The following is an 18,235-nucleotide window of genomic DNA, read 5'->3' on the forward strand; positions in this document are numbered from 1 at the left end:
TCAGCCCCTCACTTCGCCAGGCGTTCCAGGATCCTCGGGCCCAGGTCGGTCACATCTCCCGCGCCCATGGTGAGAACCAGATCACCGGGCTTCGTCATTCCCGCGACCACGCCGGGAACCTCGTCCTTGTCGTGCACGGCGGTCACGTCGGCGCCCGCGGCCCGCGCCGCCTCGATGATCAGCTCGCTGGTGACGCCGGGGATCGGGTCCTCACGCGCCGGGTAGATGTCGAGGACGACCGAGGCGTCCGCGAGGGCCAGCGCGTCGCCCATCTCCTTGCCCAGCTCCTGGGTGCGGGAGAACAGGTGCGGCTGGAAGACGACCAGGATCCGGGCGTCGCCGGCGGCGCCGCGCATGGCCTCCAGGTCGGCGGTCATCTCGGTCGGGTGGTGTGCGTAGGAGTCGATCACCTGGACGCCGGCCGCCTCGCCCTTGAGCTGGAGGCGCCGCTTCACCCCGGTGTAGGCGGCCAGGGCGGGGGCGAGTTCGGCGGCCGGGATCCCCAGGGCCACGCCCGCGGCCAGCGCGGCGACCGCGTTGTGCGCGTAGTGCCGGCCGGGGACGGAGACCGTGAAGGTCAGCTCGGTGCCGTCCAGGAGGACGGTGACCTCGCTCTTCAGACCCTGCGGTACGACGGACAGCACCCGGACGTCGGCGTCCGCGGACTCGCCGTACGTCACCGTGTTGACCTTGCAGGCCACCCGCCGGGTCAGCTCGCGCGCCCCCTCGTGGTCGGCGTTGACCACCAGCGTGCCGCCGGGCACGATCCGGCCGGCGAAGGTCTCGAAGGACTCGTAGATCTCGTCCATCGAGGCGTAGTTGGCGTGGTGGTCGAGCTCCACGTTGAGGACGATGGCGACTTCGGGCGCATACTTGTGGAAGCTGCGGTCGGATTCGTCCGCCTCGGCGACGAAGATCTCGCCCTCGCCGTGCAGGGCGTTGGAGCCGGGGGCGTCGAGGTCGCCGCCGATGGCGTACGAGGGCTCGCGGCCCAGCGCGGTCAGGGACACCGCGAGCATCGACGTGGTGGTGGTCTTGCCGTGCGTGCCGGCGACCGCGATCGGACGCAGGCCGTCCATCAGGGCGGCGAGGGCGTCGGAGCGGTGCACCACCGGGACGCCCAGCTCGGCGGCGCGAGCCAGCTCGGGGTTGTCCTTCCGGATCGCCGAGGACACGACGACACAGCTGGCGTCGTCGGCGAGGTGCCCGGCGGCGTGCCCGATGTGCACGGTCACGCCGAGCGCCCGCAGCGCCCCGGCGGTCTCCGACTCCTTCGCGTCGCTGCCGGCCACCGCGGCCCCGCGCTGGGCGAGGATCTTGGCGATCCCCGACATCCCGGCGCCGCCGATCCCGATGAAGTGCGGACGCTCCATGGCGGAAGGAAGCCCGGGTGCCATGTGTTTCTCCCAGAGACGGTGACGTGCGAAAGCAGCCCTAGCCTATGTGCTGCACCACGGGTCACTTCGCAAGGGACGCGAGGCACACCCGCCCAGGGGCGCTGGGGGTACCCCGGCCGAAGCCTGGGGGAGGAACTGCGCGACAAGCCACGACGCACCCGCAGCCGGGAACGCACCGCACCGCCCCCACCGCACCTACGCCTTGCTGTGCGAGAACAGCTTCAGCACCGGCACCCCCACCTTGTGCCGCGCCCGCGACGCCCAGTCCCGGTGGAAGAACTCCTCCACGTAGTGCGGATCGGTCAGCACGATCACCTCGTCCGCGCCCACCTCTTCCACCAGCTTCCGCAGCGCGTCCAGCGGGTGGTCCTCGACCATCCGCCCCTCCGCGGTGCTGCCCGCCGCCCGCAGGGCCGTCAGGGACACGTCCAGCGCCTGCTCCGCAGGGCCCTTCGCCGCGTCCCCCTCCGGCGTCTCCCGCTCGCGCGTGGCCTCGTCGAGTTCGCCGAGTGCGATGTCGTCGATGGCCCGCAGCAGACGGTCCGCCTGGTCGCCGCGCGGCTGGAGCAGTACGTGGAAGGCGACCTGCTCGTCCCCGTGCAAGGTGGTGACGAACTCCACGTCGGCGGACGTCAGGGCCTTCTCGATCATCAGAACGCTTGTGAACACCAGGCGCCTCTTCTCCCTAGAGGGCCGCTCGACCCTCTGTCCTCCGTGGGGCCGGCACCCCTGCGGAAACCATCCTGCCCCGCGATCGCACGGGTACTGCCGGATTCAGTTTGCCCGTCGGAAGCTAAGCGGAACGGAATATTCCGCTGATTTCAGGACCGGCGGTAGCGACCGAACAGGAATCCGGCCTCTTCCAGGAGGGACACTAGTTCGAAGCGCTGGGGTACGGCGACACCGGGCCCCCCGGCGATCCGCTGCGCGTCGCCCGCCGTGAGCATCGGGGAGACGGTCAGGCACAGCTCGTCGAGGACACCGGCGGCGACGAACTGCCCGAGCAGCCGGGGGCCGCCCTCGGTGAGCAGCCGGGTGTGGCCGAGACCGGCCAGGGCACCGACCGCGCGGGCGGGGTCGACGCCGACGCCGTCACCGGCGACCAGCACGCGGGCGCCGGCCTTCTCGGCGGCGGCGACGCGGTCGGGGGCCGCGGCCGCGCCGGTGAGGATCAGCGTGGGCACGAGGGGCGAGGCGAACAGCGGGAGCGAGAAGTCGAGGTCGAGGCTCGCGGTGACGACGGCGACCGCGGCCACCACGCCCTGGCCGGCCGCGGCCCTGGCGCCCGCGAACTCCGCCCGTTCGCGTACCGGCCGGTACCCCTCCTGCCGTACCGTTTCCGCGCCCACGACGACGACGTCCGCGAGCCCGCGCAGGGTTCCGAAGATCCGCATGTCGGCCGCGCCGGAGATGGGCTGCGACCGCCCGTCGTGCTGCCCGGCCCCGTCGAGCGTGGACACCATGTTGGCCCGCAGCCACACCTCCCGCCCGGCGGACTCGGGATAGGCGTAGGCGAGGGCCAGCTCGGCGAGGCTCCACTCCCGGTCGGCGGGACCGGAACCGTCGGCCCGCACCCCCTCGGCCACCCCGCCGGAGGCCTGGGCTGCTGTTCGTTCGGTCACAGGGAACAGGCGTCGCATGTCGTGCAGTGTGGCACGGCAACTAGCATGGGTAACCGTGTCGTCTTCTCCCGCCGCATCCGAGGTCAGCCCCATAGCCGACGCGGCCCCGCTGTCCCTGTGCGCCCGTTCGCCGCACGTCCCCGCGGACCGGCTGGTCGCCGAGATGGTGCCGCCACCCCGCTTCGACTCGGTCCGCTTCGCCACCTACCTCCCGGACCCGAACCAGCCGAGCCAGACCGAGGCCGTAGGGGTCCTGGAGGAGTTCGCCGGCGGTCTCGGCGGGGCGCACGCGGCGGCCGGCGGCCGGCGCGGCCTCTTCGGCTTCGGCAAGGCGAAGGCGCCCAAGGCGCCGGCCGGTCCCCGCGGGGTCTACCTCGACGGCGGGTACGGCGTCGGCAAGACCCACCTGCTCGCCTCCCTCTGGCACGCCACCCCCGCCGAGCCCGCCCTCAAGGCGTTCGGCACCTTCGTGGAGCTGACCAACCTGGTCGGCGCCCTCGGCTTCCAGCAGACCGTGCAGACCCTCTCCGGACACCGCCTGCTGTGCATCGACGAGTTCGAGCTGGACGACCCCGGTGACACGGTCCTGGTGTCGACGCTGCTCGGCCGCCTGGTGGACGCGGGCGTCGCGCTCGCCGCCACCTCCAACACGCTGCCGGGCAAGCTCGGCGAGGGCCGGTTCGCCGCCGCCGACTTCCTGCGCGAGATCCAGGGCCTGTCGGCCCGCTTCCGCACCCTGCGCATCGACGGCGAGGACTACCGCCACCGCGGCTTGCCCGAGGCACCGGCGCCGTACTCCGACGAACAGGTGACGAAGGCGGCGTACGCCACCCCGGGGGCCTCGCTCGACGACTTCCCGCACCTCCTGGACCACCTCGCCAAGGTGCACCCCAGCCGGTACGGCGCGCTCACCGACGGCCTCAGTGCCGTCTGCCTGACGGACGTGCGGCCGGTGCCCGACCAGTCGACCGCGCTGCGGCTGGTGGTCCTGGCGGACCGGCTCTACGACCGCGAGGTCCCGGTCCTGGCCTCCGGACTCCCCTTCGACCAGCTGTTCAGCGAGGAGATGCTGAACGGCGGATACCGGAAGAAGTACTTCCGCGCGATATCCCGGCTCACCGCCCTGGCCAGGGACGCCAAGGGGCTCGTAGCCACCGACTAGGCGTCGATAATCGATCAGGATCTCCGGGTCAAGAGCCCGATCAGGCCACGCCACCGGCACTTTTCACGCTCTCTTCGGCTCGCGACACCCAGTTAACCCTGCAAACAACTTTGCAGGGTTAACGTGTTTCTTGACCAACCATTGACCCGTGCTTGGTGCACACGAGAGGCGTGAACTGCCGCGAGGGAGGCTCATGTTCCGAGGTACGACAGCCCGGACCGTGCTCGCGCTCCTGGCCGCCGCCCTGCTCGCCGTCCAGTTCTTCGCGCCTGCCGCAACCTTCGCAGCCGCGCACACCCTCAGTCATGTCGAGGCCAAAGCCCAGTCCGGGCCGCACTCCTCGGCGAAGGCCGTCCGCGCCGGTTCGCACGTCCTGCGCGACCTCCAGGGCCACTGCGGCGAGCCGTCCGGCCCGCCGCGGAGCGCCGACCGCCATCGCAGCGCCACCGCCGGCTGGGCGGACGACCGTCCGCCCACCGCACGGCCCACCGAGGCCATACGCACCCCGGTGCCTCCCACGGCCAGGCACCACCGCACGCCGAGAGCGTCGAGAGCCCACTCACCGGCCGCGCTCCAGGTCTTCCGCTGCTGACGGGACGGGCTCTGCCCCGGGCTCCGAGCGCCCTTCATCCCCCCACACATGTCGTGCAAGCCCGACGCGCCGCAGTAGCGCGCCAGGAGGAATCCACACACCATGCAGCCCCTCATCGACAACGCCCGTACGTTCGGACAGCGCCCTGAGGAGTTCGCCAGGCTGGCCGAAGGCCAGTCCCCGCAGGTGCTCTTCATCACCTGCTCCGATTCCCGGGTCGTCCCGGCCCTGATCACCGGCGCCCGACCGGGCGAGCTCTTCGAGCTGCGCACCGCGGGCAACATCGTCCCGCCGTACGCCTCGACCACCCCCACCAGCGAGGCGGCCACCATCGAGTACGCCGTGGAGGTGCTCGGCGTCCGCGACATCGTCGTCTGCGGGCACTCGCACTGCGGTGCCGTCGGCGCGCTGGTGCGCGGCGACGACCTGACCGCCGTCCCCGCCGTACGGGACTGGCTGGCCAGCGCCGAGCCGCGCCCGAGCGGTGCGGCTAAGGACCCGGCCGTCGCCGAGGGCGTGCAGAACCACGTGCTCGCCCAGCTGCTGCGGCTGCGCTCGTACCCCTGCATCGACAAGAAGCTGACCACGGGCGAACTGACCCTGCGCGGCTGGTACTACGAGGTCCACACCGGTGCCGTGCGCGAACACCGCGCCGGCACCGACACCTTCGAGGCCCTGTGAGCGCCACGATGACCAAGTTCCCTTACATACGTCAGGACTTCGCCGCCTCTCTCGTCGTCTTCCTGGTCGCGCTCCCGCTCTGCGTGGGCGTGGCCGTCGCCTCCGGTGTCCCGGCCGAACTCGGCCTGGTCACCGGCATCGTGGGCGGTCTCGTCACCGGGCTGCTGCGCGGCAGCAGCCTTCAGGTGTCGGGGCCGGCCGCCGGCCTGACCGTGCTCGTCTTCGAGGCGGTGCGGGAGTTCGGGCTGCCGCTGCTCGGGGTGGTCGTGCTGGTCACCGGTGTCCTCCAGATCGCCATGGGCGTGCTGCGGCTGGGGCGCTGGTTCCGGGCCATCTCGGTCTCGGTCGTCGAGGGCATGCTGGCCGGAATCGGTCTGGTGCTGATCGCCGGTCAGCTGTATCCGGCGCTCGCCGCCAAGGCTCCCGCGTCCGGCCCCGGCAAGATAGCCGGGCTGCCCGGGGCGTTCCTGGACGCCCTCGGGGACGGCGGGGCGCTGGCCTCGCTCGCCCTCGGTGCGGGCACGGTCGCGGTCCTGGTGCTGTGGAAGCACGCCCCGGCGAAGGTGCGGACGGTCCCCGGGCCGCTGGCCGCCGTCGGCCTCGCCACCCTGGCCGCCTTCCTGCTGAGCCTCCCGGTCGCCACCGTCGAGGTGCACGGACTGCTGGACTCGGTCCAGCCGCCCCCGCTGAGCGCGTTCGGCGAGCTGGCGAGCCCCGGGGTGATCGGCACGATCGTCGCGTTCACGCTGATCGCGTCCGCCGAGTCGCTGTTCAGCGCGGCGGCCGTGGACCGGCTGCACAACGGTCCGCGCACCCGCTACAACCAGGAGCTGATCGCCCAGGGCGCGGGCAACGCGCTCTGCGGGGTGCTCGGCGCGCTGCCGATGACCGCGGTGATCGTGCGCAGCGCGGCCAACGTGCAGGCGGGCGCCCGCACCAAGGCGTCCCGGGTGCTGCACGGCGTCTGGCTGCTGCTGTTCGCGGCCCTGCTGCCGGGAGTGCTGGGCTACCTGCCGATCCCGGCGCTGGCCGGGATCCTGGTCTACTCGGGCGCCAAGCTGATCCCGGTGCGCGCGCTGGCCGTGCTGTGGCGCGAGCACCGGGGCGAGGCGGTCGTCCTCGTCGTCACGGCGGTCTCGATCGTCGTGGTGAGCATGTTCGAGGGCGTGCTGATCGGGCTCGCCCTGTCGATCGTCAAGACCGCCTGGGAGGCCTCGCACATCAAACTGGAGGTCGTCGACAAGGGCGCGGGACCGATCGACGCCCACCTGTCGGGCAACGCGACCTTCCTGCGGCTGCCGAAGATCCTCGACAGCCTGGAGGCGCTGCCGCAGGACCGCCCGATCCGGGTGGACCTCTCCGGGCTGCACCACCTCGATCACGCCTGCCGGACCGCGCTGGAGAGCTGGGCCCAGCGGCACAGCGACGCGGACACCGAGCCGGTGAAGGTCACGGCCGCCTGAACCGGCGGCCGCCCCGGGCCGGGGTGCCGACGCCCCTCGGCACCCCGGCCCGGACCAGCTGCCCGGGGCCATGGCCCCGACCGACCTACCGGGCATATCGTTGCAGCAACAGACATATCGGTCCTCTTTACCTGGGGGTCGTGATGGTTCAGGAGCTGCTGGTCGCGGTGGTGGCGGCGCTGTGTGTCGGCGTGCTGTACCTGGCCGCCGGTGCGCGGGTCGTCAAGCAGTACGAGCAGGGTGTGCTGTTCCGGCTCGGCCGCGTCTCCGGTGACGTGCGGACGCCCGGCTTCAATCTGGTGATCCCGTTCGTGGACCGGCTGTACAAGGTCAACCTGCAGATCGTGACGCTGCCGGTCCCGGCCCAGGAGGGCATCACCCGCGACAACGTCACCGTGCGCGTGGACGCGGTCGTCTACTTCCGGGTGGTCGACGCGGTGAGTGCGCTGGTCAAGGTCGAGGACTACAAGTTCGCCGTCTCGCAGATGGCCCAGACCTCGCTGCGGTCCATCATCGGCAAGAGCGACCTGGACGACCTGCTCTCCAACCGCGAGAAGCTCAACCAGGGCCTGGAGCTGATGATCGACAGCCCGGCCGTGGGCTGGGGCGTGCAGGTGGACCGGGTCGAGATCAAGGACGTGTCCCTGCCGGACACGATGAAGCGCTCGATGGCCCGCCAGGCCGAGGCCGACCGGGAGCGCCGGGCCCGGATCATCAACGCCGACGCCGAACTCCAGGCCTCGAAGAAACTGGCCGAGGCGGCCCAGCAGATGGCGGCCACCCCGTCGGCCCTGCAACTGCGGCTGCTGCAGACGATCGTCGCGGTGGCCGCCGAGAAGAACTCCACCCTGGTCCTGCCGTTCCCGGTGGAGCTGCTGCGGTTCCTGGAGCGGGCCGGCGGGCAGCAGCCGGGGCCGAACGGCGACACCCCGGCCGAGATCGGCGAGAACACCGTGCGGACGGGGCCGCCGCCCGGGTGACCCGGCACCGTGCCGCTCGTCGCGCCACACCGGAAAATCGGACATACCGACCTACGTTCGTACGGTGATCCGACTAGCACGCCGTCTTACCGGTACGACCACCGTATGTGTCGCCCTGGGCGCCGCGCTCGCCGCCTGTGGCACCACCGAGGCCCCCCACCCCGGCCCCCCGGCCCCCGCCAGGGCCTCCGCCTCCGCCACCGCGCCGCCCACGCTCGCCCTCGGGCCCGGCGGTACGGCACCCGTCTTCACGAACGGTCCGCGCAACCTGGGCAAGACCGTCGCCCTGACCTTCGACGCCGACATGACCGCCGACCAGGGGCCGCGTGCGGCCAAGGGCGAGCACTTCGACAACCCGGCGCTGATCGCGACCCTGCGCAGGCTGAAGGTGCCGGCCACGGTCTTCATGACCGGGCGCTGGGCCGACGAGTACCCGGCCCAGGCCCGTTCGCTCGGCCACGACCCGCAGTTCGAGGTCGCCAACCACTCCTACAGCCACTACGCCTTCACCGGCGACTGCTACGGCCTGCCGACCGTCGCCGCCGCGAACATGAAGTCGGACGTGGAGCGCGCCTACGCCGCCCTGCTCCGCGCCGGGGTGCCGCACCCGATGCCGTACTTCCGCTTCCCCGGCGGCTGCTACGACCGGCAGGCGCTGCGCGCGGTCGGCCAGCTCGGGGTCACCGCGGTGCAGTGGGACGTGGTGAGCGGGGACGCCTTCGCGACCGACGCCGACGCGGTGACCAAGCAGGTCCTGGACGGCGTGAAGCCCGGTTCCGTGGTCGTCATGCACTGCACCCGCAGCGCCGCCCCGACCACCGAGCAGGTGGTACGGAACGTCGTACCGGAGCTGCGCAGGCGGGGCTTCCGGTTCGTGAAGGTCTCCGAGCTGATCGGGGAGACGCCGGGGCACCGGTGACCGTCCTACGCTGGAGGCATGAGCGACGAGGGGCACGAGGGCTACTGCACGACCGCCGAGGGCGCGAAGCCGCCGAAGGCGGACGGGCCGCCGTATGCCGAGTGCGTGCTGTGCCGGGAGCCGACCGAGTACCCGGAGTCGTACAGGGGCATCACGATGTGCCCGCGCTGCTGGGGGTCCCCCCGCTCGAGCGAAGCCGAGAGTGGGGGAGGCAGGAAGCACAGCGGACCGCCTGTTCAGGATGAGCGGCGGCCGTTGAGGGCGCAGGCCAGGGTGAAGGCCGCGGCGGTGAGCAGGGCCGCCGCGGCCACCGGCAGAGGGGTGACCGGGATCCGGCCGGACTCCGAGCCGGTGACCAGGCCGCTGACGGCCGCGTGCGCCGGAGAGCCCCCGAACACCATCGTGGCCAGGGCGGCCAGCAGCATCGCGGGCACCGCCCGGCCCGGCGAGCGCAGCAGCGGGCGGTTGGTGAGCGACCCGACGGCGGTACCGAGGAGAGCGCAGGCGAGGGTCGCGAGGAGACCGGCCGCACCGGCCCGCACCGGTGATACGGGGAGCCGGTGGTCGTTGGTGGCGTGCTGACTGATCACCGTCACCAACAGCGTGGCGACCGTGCCGAGCAGAGCGGCGGCGAAGAGCGCGGTGAGCAGGGCGGCCAGATGGGCTCTGGCCGGGCCGCGGGCCGCCGTGACACAGGCACGGGCGGCCGGCGGTTCGCCCGTGACGCAGACCCGCACCAGCCAGGCGGCCACCGGCAGCAGCGCGGCGGCCGTGTAGCCGAGCGAGTCCAGCACCGGCTGACCGCTCTGTACGCCCACCCCCAGGAACACCGCGTACAGGATCACCGGGGGCAGCCAGCGCTGGGAGCGCAGCAGGAGAGCGGTCTGGTAGCGCAGGAGTGCGGTCATCTGCGGTCTTTCTCGTCCGGCGGGACGTCCGAGGGGCTGCCGGCGGGACTGTCGGTGGGGCTGACGTCGGGGCTGACGGAGACCACGTGCCAGGGCGGGTGGGCCGTGAGCAGGGCACGCAGGACCACGTCCGAGTGGGACGCGGGAACCGTAAGACGATAGGAGCCGGGGGTCGGTTCCTCCGCCGAGGCCGCCGCGCGGGTGGCGTCCGCGGGCAGCCGGCCGCCGGCCGGGCCCCGCACGGTGACCACGGTGAGCGGGCCGACAGGTGAAGTCTCCTGGGCGGTACGGGGTTTGAGGGTGCCGTCGACGACCTGGTGGATCGCGTCGGGCGCGCCCGCGAGCCGCCGGGGATCGTGGTCGACGAACAGCACGGCACCCCCCGCGGCGGTGCGCTCGGCGACCGCCCGCTCCAGCTCCGCGCGGGCCTCGGCGTCCAGGCCGGTCCAGGCCTCGTCCAGGACGAGGAGTTCGGGGTCGGCGAGCAGTGCCTGGGCGACCGCGACCTTCTGGCTGGTGCCCTTGGAGAGCTGGGCCATGGGCGTGCCCGCGTAGGCCGCGGCGCCGAACCGCTCCAGCCAGTCCGCCGCGCGGGCGGCGGCCGACCCACGGGAGAGGCCGTGGACGGTGCCGAGATGGGTGAGGTAGCCGGAGGGGGTGAAGGGGAGGGCCGAGGGGAAGCGCTCGGGGACGTACGCGGTGCGGGGGCGGCCGGTGACGCGGCCCTCGGTGGGGGTGTCTATGCCGGCAACGATGCGGAGCAGGGTGGACTTGCCGGTGCCGTTGGCTCCTTCCACGCGGGTGAGGGAGCCGGGGGTGAGGGTGAGGTCGACGCCTCTTAACACCCAGGGGCCGCGTATGCCGTAGCGGCGGCCTACGCGGGCCAGTTCAAGATCACGGTGCATGGGGATATTGTCGTGCGGTCCCGCCATGGGGGTGTACACCGTCTCGGACTGCGGGCGCGTTGTGGCTGGTCGCGCCCACGCGGCGGAGCCGCAGATCGACACGGCCCGCGCCCTTTAGGGTGATGGGGTGAGCGTTGATTCCATGTCACCCGGCGACAGCCCGTTCAAGACGGAACCCACTGCACGTGACGAAGCACCCCAGTTCGTGCTGCCTCTTGTCGTGCTGATAGAGAAATCGGCGCCGCCTGCCCGCACCGACGCGCTCGAAACAGCCGCTCGGGCCGTTCTGACCATGCTCAGTGATGAGCGGGCGCTCGGCGACGGTGAGTGGGCGCAGGCCGTTCGGGACTGGGAGGACGCGCGGATCCGGAAGGTCGTGCGGCGGGCCCGGGGGGCCGAGTGGCGGCGGGCCGGGGAGCTGCCCGGGATCACCCTCACGGGGAAGTCGGCCGAGGTACGGGTGTTTCCGCCGGTTCCCCTGGACGGGTGGCCCAGGGAGCTGGCCAAGCTGCAGGTGTCCGGGACCGAGCTGGACGACCCCGAGCCGCCCGCGGGCGCCGACCGGTCCGGGCCCGTGCTGTGGCTGAACCCGGAGCTGGAGATGTCGGCCGGGAAGACGATGGCGCAGGCCGGGCACGGGGCCCAACTGGCCTGGTGGGCGCTGCCGGAGGAGGAGCGGGAGGCGTGGCGCGACGCCGGGTTCCCGCTCGCCGTGCGGACCGCCGACCCGGCCGAGTGGCGTCAACTGACGGAGAGCGGGCTGCCGTTGGTGCGGGACGCCGGGTTCACCGAGATCGCGCCGGGCAGTTGCACGGTGGTCGCGGACCATCCGGCACTTCGCTGACCTGCTGTTTTTTAACTCTCCTGGCAAACTTTGCCGTTTGTTTGAACACCGCTGCCGTCGCACCCGTACGTCCTGGCACTGAACCAGCGACACGGGGAGGCATCCCTTGCGGCGTTTCAACGGTACGGCCATGATCCTGGCGGCCCTCGCCACCACGCTCGGGGCGCTCGCCTACCCCGTGTGGTCGTACGCCGACCGGTCCGGCACCGGGCAGGCGAACCTGGCGGCGGGGACCGTGGCCACCCAGTGGGGCCCGCTGACCGCCTCCGACCGCGATCTCATCGTGCGGGTCCGGCTGGCCGGGCTGTGGGAGCTGCCGGCCGGGCAGCAGGCCATCGAGCGGGCGCCGAGCGCGGAGATCAAGGCGGCCGGCGACCATCTGATCGTCGGCCACACCGACCTGGACCGGCGGGTCCGGATCGTCGCCGGGCAGCTGGGGGTCGAGCTGCCCAACGTGCCGAACGAGCAGCAGCAGGGCTGGCTCCAGGAGATGTCGGCGGCGACCGGCGCCGAGTACGAGTACAAGTTCGTGAACCTGCTGCGGGCCGCGCACGGCAAGATCTTCCCGGCGATCGGGACGGTGCGGAACACCACCCGCAACAGCCTGGTGCGGCAGCTGGCCTCGGACGCCAACCAGACCGTGCTCGACCACATCACGATCCTGGAGAAGACCGGGAAGGTCGACTTCGAGGCGATCGCCAACGAGATCGCCAACGCGAGCACGGCCAGCCCGACCGGTCCTGCGGTGCCGGCGCCGGGTGTGGTGGTGCCCTCCGCGCCGGCCGCGCAGGCCAGCGGGAACGTGCGCACCACCTCCAGCCCCTCCCCCGGCGAACCGGGCACGGTGAACACCGCGCGTCCCGACCCGGAGGACTCGCAGGGCGGCGTCCTCAGCCAGTAGCCCGACAGCTCCCCGGAGCGTGGCCGCGAACCTCAAATGTTGCTCTGAAGCGGCAGACAACACGGTTCGCGGCCGCGCTCCGGGGCCATACCCCCGTCATTCGGAACAGGTCGGAGCAGGAGGGGGACGGCCATGACCCTGGAGCGGCTGGGCACGGGCATCGGCTGGCGGCCGGAGATCGCGGACGCCGTGGAGCGCATGCCGGGCATCGACTGGGTCGAGGTCGTGGCCGAGAACACCTGTCCGGGCCACCTCCCCGACTCGCTGCGGCGGCTGCGCGAGCGTGGGGTGACGGTCGTACCGCACGGCGTCTCGCTGGGCCTCGGCGGCGCGGACCGCCCGGACGGGGACCGGCTCGCCGCGCTCGCCGAGCGGGCGACGGCGCTGGGCTCGCCGCTGGTCACCGAGCACATCGCGTTCGTCCGCGCGGGCGGCCCGCGCACCGCCTCGCCCGCCTTGGAGGCGGGCCACCTGCTCCCCGTCCCCCGCACCCGGGACGCGCTCGACGTGCTCTGCGAGAACGTCCGCATCGCCCAGGCCGCGCTGCCCGTGCCGCTCGCCGTCGAGAACATCGCCGCGCTCGTCTCGTGGCCTGGCGAGGAGATGACCGAGGGGCAGTTCCTGTACGACCTCGTGGACCGCACCGGGGTACGGCTGCTGATCGACGTGGCGAACCTGCACACCAACCACGTCAACCGGGGCGAGGACCCGGCCGAGGCGCTCGCCGGACTTCCCGTCGAGGCGATCGCCTACGTCCATGTCGCGGGCGGCTTCGAGCGGGACGGCGTCTGGCACGACAGCCACGCCCATCCGGTGCCCCCGGCGGTCCTGGACATCCTGACCGGCCTCGCGTCCCGGGTCGCGCCGCCCGGTGTGCTGCTGGAGCGGGACGAGAACTTCCCGGAACCGGCCGAGCTGGAGCGCGAGCTGGCGGCGATCGGGGCGGCCGTGACGGCGGGCGGTGCGGTGGCCGGCGGCCGGTGGGAGCCCTCGCCGGCGGCTCCCGCGCCCGAGGTCCCCGACGCCGTCCGGCAGCGGGTCGGGCTCGCGCAGAACGCGGTGCTGTCGTCGCTGGTCGCGGGGACGCCGGTGCCGGAGGGGTTCGACCGGGTGCGGATGGGGGTGCAGGCGCGGGCGCTGGCGGCGAAGCGGGCGGACGTGGTGGCGAAGGTGGCACCGGAGCTGCCGGAGATTCTGGGGACGGGGTACCGGGCGGCGTTCCTGGCGTACGCGCAGGAGCGGCCGATGACGGGGGGCTACCGGCAGGACGCCCTGGAGTTCGCGGGGCACCTGCTGCGGGCGGGGACCACCGGTCCTTCCCGTCGGCGGCTGGACCAGTGGTGGCAGGAACGGGCGGGGTCGGCCCCGCGGCGGTCGCTGGCGCGCAGGGTGCTGCTGCGGCGGGGCTAGTGGCCGGGGGGGTGGGGACGCTCACCGGCGCTGGCCGGGTGCCTCCCCCAGCCTTCGGCCGGGGGACCCCCAGCGCCCACCCGTGCCGCCCCAGCGGCACGACTGCCCGCAGCGAAGAAGCCCCGTAAGGGGCGCTGGGGGTACCCCCAGCCGAAGGCTGGGGGAGGAACTGCGCGGGCCGCCCCCACCGGCCCGCGGCCGAAGGACCGGCCTCGGCCCCTCGGTAATATGCCAACCCCGCACGGCGAAGCCCCATCGTGCGGTGCAGGAGGCATCATGCGCGCGCGATCCAGACCCCCCGTCCAGGGACGAGGCATATTCAGCGGTACCGGGCTGATCATCGTCTGTCTGGCGGCGACCCTCGCCGCCCTGGTGTTCCCGATCTGGTCGTACGCCGACCGGTCGGACCCCACCGGCTCGGTGAACGTGCTCAGCGCCCAGACCGTGTCGACGGCGTACGGCCCGCTGTCCGCGCAGGACCGGGACTTCGTCGTGAAGGTCCGCCTCGCCGGGCTCTGGGAGCTGCCCGCCGGGGAGATGGCGGAGCAGAAGGGCACCACGGCCGCCGTACGGACGGCCGGGCAGCACCTCGTCGACGGGCACACCTCCCTCGACGCCCACGTCCGCACCGTCGCCACCCAGCTCGGAGTGCCGATCCCGAACAGCCCGAACACCCAGCAGCAGCAGTGGCTCGCCACCCTGAACGCCGCGCAGGGGCAGGACTTCGACCGGGAGTTCGCGAACATCGTGCGGCTGGCGCACGGCCGGGTCTTCTCCGTGGTCGCCCAGGTCCGCGCCGCCACCCAGAACACCCTGGTCCGCGATCTCGCCGACGACGCCAACACCACCGTCCTGGACCACATCAAGGTCCTGGAGGCGACCGGCTACGTCGACTTCGGCACGCTGGCCCAGCAGTTGGCCACCACGCCCTCCCCCGTGGCCTCACCGCCCGTCGTCGCCCCGGCGGACGCGACCCCGATCGCACCCGGGCCGGCCTCGGCGCCGTCCCCGACGTACACGCTGCCGCCCGCCACCGCCAGTCCGGAGCCGGCCGCCCAGAACCCCTGACCTGCACGGGAAACGGAACGTCACATACCTACAACACTCGGTCCGGAATGTGAACAGGCCATGGCGGTGGCCAGGACCCTGGCATAGAAACGTGTCATGTTCTGGGTCCTTCTCCTGCTCCTGGCCTGGGCCGTCGCCGGCACCGCCTGCACCCGGCTGTGCCTGGCCGCCGTACGGACGGCGGCCGTCGACACGGACGCGGGCCACGGACACGATCTGACGCTGTACGAGGCCGCGTTCCTGTCCGGCGGGCCCGCGCGGGTCGCCGACCTGACGCTGGTGTCCATGGCCCGGGAGCAGCGGCTGCTGCTCGCCCACACCGGCTGGGCGACCGTCGTGGACCCGCGGGGGCGGGACGAGATGGAGCGGTCGGTGATAGGGGCCATCGGGCCCGAGGGGCAGTCCCGGATAGCGCCGGTGCGCTCGGCGGCGGCCGACACGGACGCCGTGCGCAGTCTCGGCGAGGGGCTGGTGCGGGCGGGGCTCGCGGTGCCCGACGCGGCGGCGCGGACGACGGTCGCCTCCGGTGTCCGGCAGGTACGGGCCGCCGCGCTGGCCATCCTCGGGCTCGGCGTCGTCGCGCTCACGCTGCCCGCGCCGACCGAGATGCCGCGCGACCTGGTCGCCGTCTGGTTCGCGCTGCCCCTCACCCTGACGCTGAGCTGTCTGGCCATCGCCCGGGTCGAGGTGCACCCGTACGCGCGCTGGGCCTCGCCGGCCGGCCAGCGGCTGCTCGGCACGCTGCACCGGCGGGCCAACCGCACGGCCGGCGACCAGTCGCTGCTGGCCTCCGTCGCCGTCCGGGGCATCCGCGCGATCGGCGAGCCGGAGCTGCGTGCGGCCTTCGCACACCGGGACCAGCTGCCGCGGGAGTGAGCGGGGGCGCATCGGGGGCAATGCGCCGACACCGGCCCGATGGTGCTTGCCTTCACCCTCAACCGGTCGAAATATCCCTTTTATTGCTGCCGTGCAGCCGCTGCTCCGAAGGGATACGCATGAAAGCCCCCGCCCTGTACTCGGCCGCCGGGTCACTGATCCTGACCACCCTGGCCGCCGCCCCGGCCGGGAGCGCCCCGCGCGTCCCGGACACGGCGGCGGCCGAACTGCACGGCACCGCCGTCGCCGCCGCGCGGGCCCGCGCGGCGGGCATCGACTTCGGCAGGTGCGCCGCCGACCTGGAGGCGCCGGACACCGTCCGGTGCGGCACGGTGAGTGTCCCGCTGGACTACGCGCACCCGGACGGCAAGCAGATCAGACTGACCGTCAGCCGGGTGGCGGCCACCCACAAGGACCCGCACAACAGCAAGCGCCGGGTCCCCCGGCAGGGCGTCCTGGTCTACAACCCGGGCGGGCCAGGCGCCTCCGGCATGCTCTTCCCGATGGTCGGCGCGCTGCCCGAGTGGAAGCGCATCGCCGCCGCCTACGACCTGGTCGGGTACGCCCCGCGCGGCGTGGACCACTCCGCCCCGCTGTCCTGCGTCGACCCCAGGCACTTCTACAAGGCGCCGTCGCAGTCGCCGACGCACCCCTCCGAGGAGTACAAGAAGGCCCGGATCAAGGAGGCCAAGGCCTACGCGAACGGCTGCCTGAAGCGCTCAGGGAGCAAGCTGCGTCACTACACCTCGCTCAACAACGCCCGTGACCTGGACGTGCTGCGCGCGGCGCTCGGCGAGAACCGGCTGACCTTCATGGGCGCCTCGTACGGCACCTACTTCGGCGCGCTGTACGCGACCCTCTTCCCCTCGCACGTACGGCGGATGGTGCTGGACTCGGCGGTGGACCCGGACCCGGCGCAGGTCTGGTACCGGAACAACCTGGAGCAGTCGGCCGCGTTCGAGAGCCGCTGGGCGGACTTCCGGGAGTGGATCGCCAGGAACGACGCCGTGTACAGGCTCGGCAACACGGCCGCGAAGGTGCAGGCGAGTTACGACAAGGCCGTCAAGCGGCTGGCGAAGAAGGCGGCCGGCGGGAAGGTCGGGCCGGGGCAGTTGCAGGGCGCGTTCCTGTCGGCCGGGTACTACGACGACTTCTGGCCGAGCCGGGCGGAGGCGCTGTCGAAGTTCCTGAACGGGGACGCCAAGCCCCTGGTCCGGCTGGCGGCACCGGCGGCGGAGACGGCCGCCGAGGCGGAGAACGGCAACGCGGTCTACACGGCCGTCGAGTGCAACGACGCGGCCTGGCCGACGAAGTGGCGGACCTGGAACCGGGACAACACCCGGCTCGCGCGCGTGGCGCCCTTCGAGACCTGGGACAACGCCTTCATGAACCTGCCGTGCGCCTACTGGCCGGTGCCCCGGCAGCAGCCGCTGGACGTGCGCACGGGCCCCGGCGAACTGCCGCCGACGCTCATCCTGCAGGCCGAGCGGGACGCGGCCACGCCGTACGCGGGCGCGCTGGAGATGAACCGGCGGCTGTCCGACTCGGTGTTGGTGACCGAGCGGGACGCGGGCACGCACGGCATCGGCGGCGGCCCCAACAAGTGCGTGAACGGCTACCTGGAGGCCTACCTGCTGGAGGGCCGGCTCCCGCAGCGGCACGCCTCGTGCGCGGGGCACGCGGAGCCGAAGGCGACCACGCCGGCCGACCATGCCCGGCGGAAGAACTCAAGGGACTCCCTGAAGGGCAGGACCGGCCGGCACTGACGGGCGTCAGGCGAGGCCCGCGACCAGATCGGCCACCGACTTGCGGCGCCCGGTGTAGAACGGCACCTCCTCGCGGACGTGCCGGCGGGCCTCGGAACCGCGCAGGTGACGCATGAGGTCGACGATGCGGTACAGCTCGTCGGCCTCGAAGGCCAGCACCCACTCGTAGTCGCCGAGCGAGAACGAGGCGACCGTGTTGGCACGCACGTCCGGGTAGCCGCGGGCCATCTTGCCGTGGTCGGCGAGCATCCGGCGGCGGTCCTCGTCGGGCAGCAGGTACCAGTCGTACGACCGCACGAACGGGTACACGCTGACGTAGTTGCGCGGGGTCTCGTCGGCGAGGAACGCCGGGATGTGCGAGCGGTTGAACTCGGCGGGTCGGTGCAGCGCCATGTTCGACCACACCGGCGTGAGCGCGCGGCCCAGCTTCGTGCGGCGGAAGAGGTTGTACGCCTCCTGGAGCTGGTCGCTGGTCTCCGCGTGCCACCAGATCATCAGGTCGGCGTCGGCACGCAGCCCGGAGACGTCGTAGGTGCCGCGGACGGTCACGTCCTTGGCGGCGAGCTGGTCGAACAGCTCCTGGACCTCGTCGGCGTAGCCCGCGCGGTCCTCGGGCAGCACGTCCTTCAGCTTGAAGACCGACCACAGGGTGTAGCGGATGACCTCGTTGAGGTCCTTGGCCAGCTTGCCCTTGTTCGGGACCCTGCCGGACTCGGTGGTGGGGGCGTCGTCACTCATGGT

18 protein-coding genes and 1 pseudogene are annotated in these 18,235 nt (G+C 72.6%); 13 read left to right on the top strand and 6 right to left on the bottom strand.

The window, feature by feature from the left end; all coding sequences use genetic code 11:
- Positions 1-8: 8 nt before the first annotated feature.
- The 3 genes from murC to ACIQVL_RS11300 form a co-directional block, all read right to left on the bottom strand.
- Positions 9-1,397, bottom strand: a complete 1,389-nt coding sequence (gene murC, locus ACIQVL_RS11290; protein ID WP_403430358.1) for a UDP-N-acetylmuramate--L-alanine ligase — start codon at positions 1,395-1,397, stop codon at positions 9-11.
- Between the two features lie 195 nt (positions 1,398-1,592).
- Positions 1,593-2,066, bottom strand: coding sequence for an indole-3-glycerol phosphate synthase (locus ACIQVL_RS11295; RefSeq protein ID WP_351712262.1), 474 nt, complete (start codon positions 2,064-2,066; stop codon positions 1,593-1,595).
- A 152-nt stretch (positions 2,067-2,218) separates the two neighbouring features.
- Positions 2,219-3,037: a pyrimidine reductase family protein gene (locus ACIQVL_RS11300; protein WP_403430361.1), complete on the bottom strand. Its 819-nt coding sequence runs from the start codon at positions 3,035-3,037 to the stop codon at positions 2,219-2,221.
- A 37-nt stretch (positions 3,038-3,074) separates the two neighbouring features.
- Between ACIQVL_RS11300 and zapE the strand changes: the two genes are divergently transcribed.
- From zapE to ACIQVL_RS11335, 7 genes and pseudogenes are all read left to right on the top strand, one after another.
- Positions 3,075-4,181, top strand: a complete 1,107-nt coding sequence (gene zapE / locus ACIQVL_RS11305) for a cell division protein ZapE (protein ID WP_403475139.1) — start codon at positions 3,075-3,077, stop codon at positions 4,179-4,181.
- A 193-nt stretch (positions 4,182-4,374) separates the two neighbouring features.
- Positions 4,375-4,773, top strand: a complete 399-nt coding sequence (locus tag ACIQVL_RS11310) for a hypothetical protein (RefSeq protein ID WP_403430365.1) — start codon at positions 4,375-4,377, stop codon at positions 4,771-4,773.
- A 102-nt stretch (positions 4,774-4,875) separates the two neighbouring features.
- Complete coding sequence (locus ACIQVL_RS11315; RefSeq protein ID WP_403475140.1) at positions 4,876-5,454, top strand: carbonic anhydrase; 579 nt, start codon at positions 4,876-4,878, stop codon at positions 5,452-5,454.
- 8 nt (positions 5,455-5,462) lie between these two features.
- On the top strand, positions 5,463-6,917 hold the full coding sequence (locus ACIQVL_RS11320; protein WP_403430369.1) for a SulP family inorganic anion transporter: 1,455 nt from the start codon (positions 5,463-5,465) through the stop codon (positions 6,915-6,917).
- Positions 6,918-7,060: 143 nt separating this feature from the next.
- Positions 7,061-7,897 carry a slipin family protein gene (locus ACIQVL_RS11325; RefSeq protein WP_403430591.1) on the top strand — a complete coding sequence of 279 codons (837 nt, stop codon included), beginning with the start codon at positions 7,061-7,063 and terminating at the stop codon, positions 7,895-7,897.
- 64 nt (positions 7,898-7,961) lie between these two features.
- The gene (locus ACIQVL_RS11330) at positions 7,962-8,816 is read left to right on the top strand and encodes a polysaccharide deacetylase family protein (protein ID WP_403430371.1); all 855 of its coding nucleotides are present in this window, start codon (positions 7,962-7,964) and stop codon (positions 8,814-8,816) included.
- Between the two features lie 18 nt (positions 8,817-8,834).
- Positions 8,835-9,061: pseudogene (locus ACIQVL_RS11335) on the top strand (hypothetical protein).
- Here ACIQVL_RS11335 and ACIQVL_RS11340 read toward each other — a convergent pair.
- Both ACIQVL_RS11340 and ACIQVL_RS11345 read right to left on the bottom strand, forming a co-directional pair.
- Complete coding sequence (locus tag ACIQVL_RS11340) at positions 9,053-9,724, bottom strand: ABC transporter (protein ID WP_403475141.1); 672 nt, start codon at positions 9,722-9,724, stop codon at positions 9,053-9,055. The pseudogene ACIQVL_RS11335 and the gene ACIQVL_RS11340 overlap by 9 nt on opposite strands.
- Positions 9,721-10,629, bottom strand: coding sequence for an ATP-binding cassette domain-containing protein (locus tag ACIQVL_RS11345; protein ID WP_403475142.1), 909 nt, complete (start codon positions 10,627-10,629; stop codon positions 9,721-9,723). The genes ACIQVL_RS11340 and ACIQVL_RS11345 overlap by 4 nt, the downstream gene beginning before the upstream one ends.
- 142 nt (positions 10,630-10,771) lie before the next feature.
- Between ACIQVL_RS11345 and ACIQVL_RS11350 the strand changes: the two genes are divergently transcribed.
- From ACIQVL_RS11350 to ACIQVL_RS11375, 6 genes are all read left to right on the top strand, one after another.
- Positions 10,772-11,473, top strand: a complete 702-nt coding sequence (locus tag ACIQVL_RS11350; RefSeq protein ID WP_403475225.1) for an aminoacyl-tRNA hydrolase — start codon at positions 10,772-10,774, stop codon at positions 11,471-11,473.
- 130 nt (positions 11,474-11,603) lie between these two features.
- A complete protein-coding gene (locus ACIQVL_RS11355) occupies positions 11,604-12,374 on the top strand; it encodes a DUF4142 domain-containing protein (protein ID WP_403475143.1) in 771 nt (256 codons plus the stop codon).
- Positions 12,375-12,512: 138 nt separating this feature from the next.
- Positions 12,513-13,784, top strand: coding sequence for a DUF692 domain-containing protein (locus ACIQVL_RS11360; protein WP_403475226.1), 1,272 nt, complete (start codon positions 12,513-12,515; stop codon positions 13,782-13,784).
- A gap of 276 nt (positions 13,785-14,060) precedes the next feature.
- On the top strand, positions 14,061-14,852 hold the full coding sequence (locus ACIQVL_RS11365; RefSeq protein ID WP_403430381.1) for a DUF4142 domain-containing protein: 792 nt from the start codon (positions 14,061-14,063) through the stop codon (positions 14,850-14,852).
- Positions 14,853-14,948: 96 nt separating this feature from the next.
- Positions 14,949-15,728, top strand: coding sequence for a TIGR04222 domain-containing membrane protein (locus tag ACIQVL_RS11370; RefSeq protein WP_403430383.1), 780 nt, complete (start codon positions 14,949-14,951; stop codon positions 15,726-15,728).
- A 119-nt stretch (positions 15,729-15,847) separates the two neighbouring features.
- Complete coding sequence (locus tag ACIQVL_RS11375) at positions 15,848-17,494, top strand: alpha/beta hydrolase (protein WP_403475144.1); 1,647 nt, start codon at positions 15,848-15,850, stop codon at positions 17,492-17,494.
- Positions 17,495-17,500: 6 nt separating this feature from the next.
- Here ACIQVL_RS11375 and hemQ read toward each other — a convergent pair whose 3' ends face one another.
- A complete protein-coding gene (hemQ, locus tag ACIQVL_RS11380) occupies positions 17,501-18,232 on the bottom strand; it encodes a hydrogen peroxide-dependent heme synthase (protein WP_403430387.1) in 732 nt (243 codons plus the stop codon).
- Positions 18,233-18,235 lie beyond the last annotated feature (3 nt).

Source organism: Streptomyces sp. NPDC090499 (genome assembly GCF_044769305.1).
Lineage (GTDB): Bacteria > Actinomycetota > Actinomycetes > Streptomycetales > Streptomycetaceae > Streptomyces.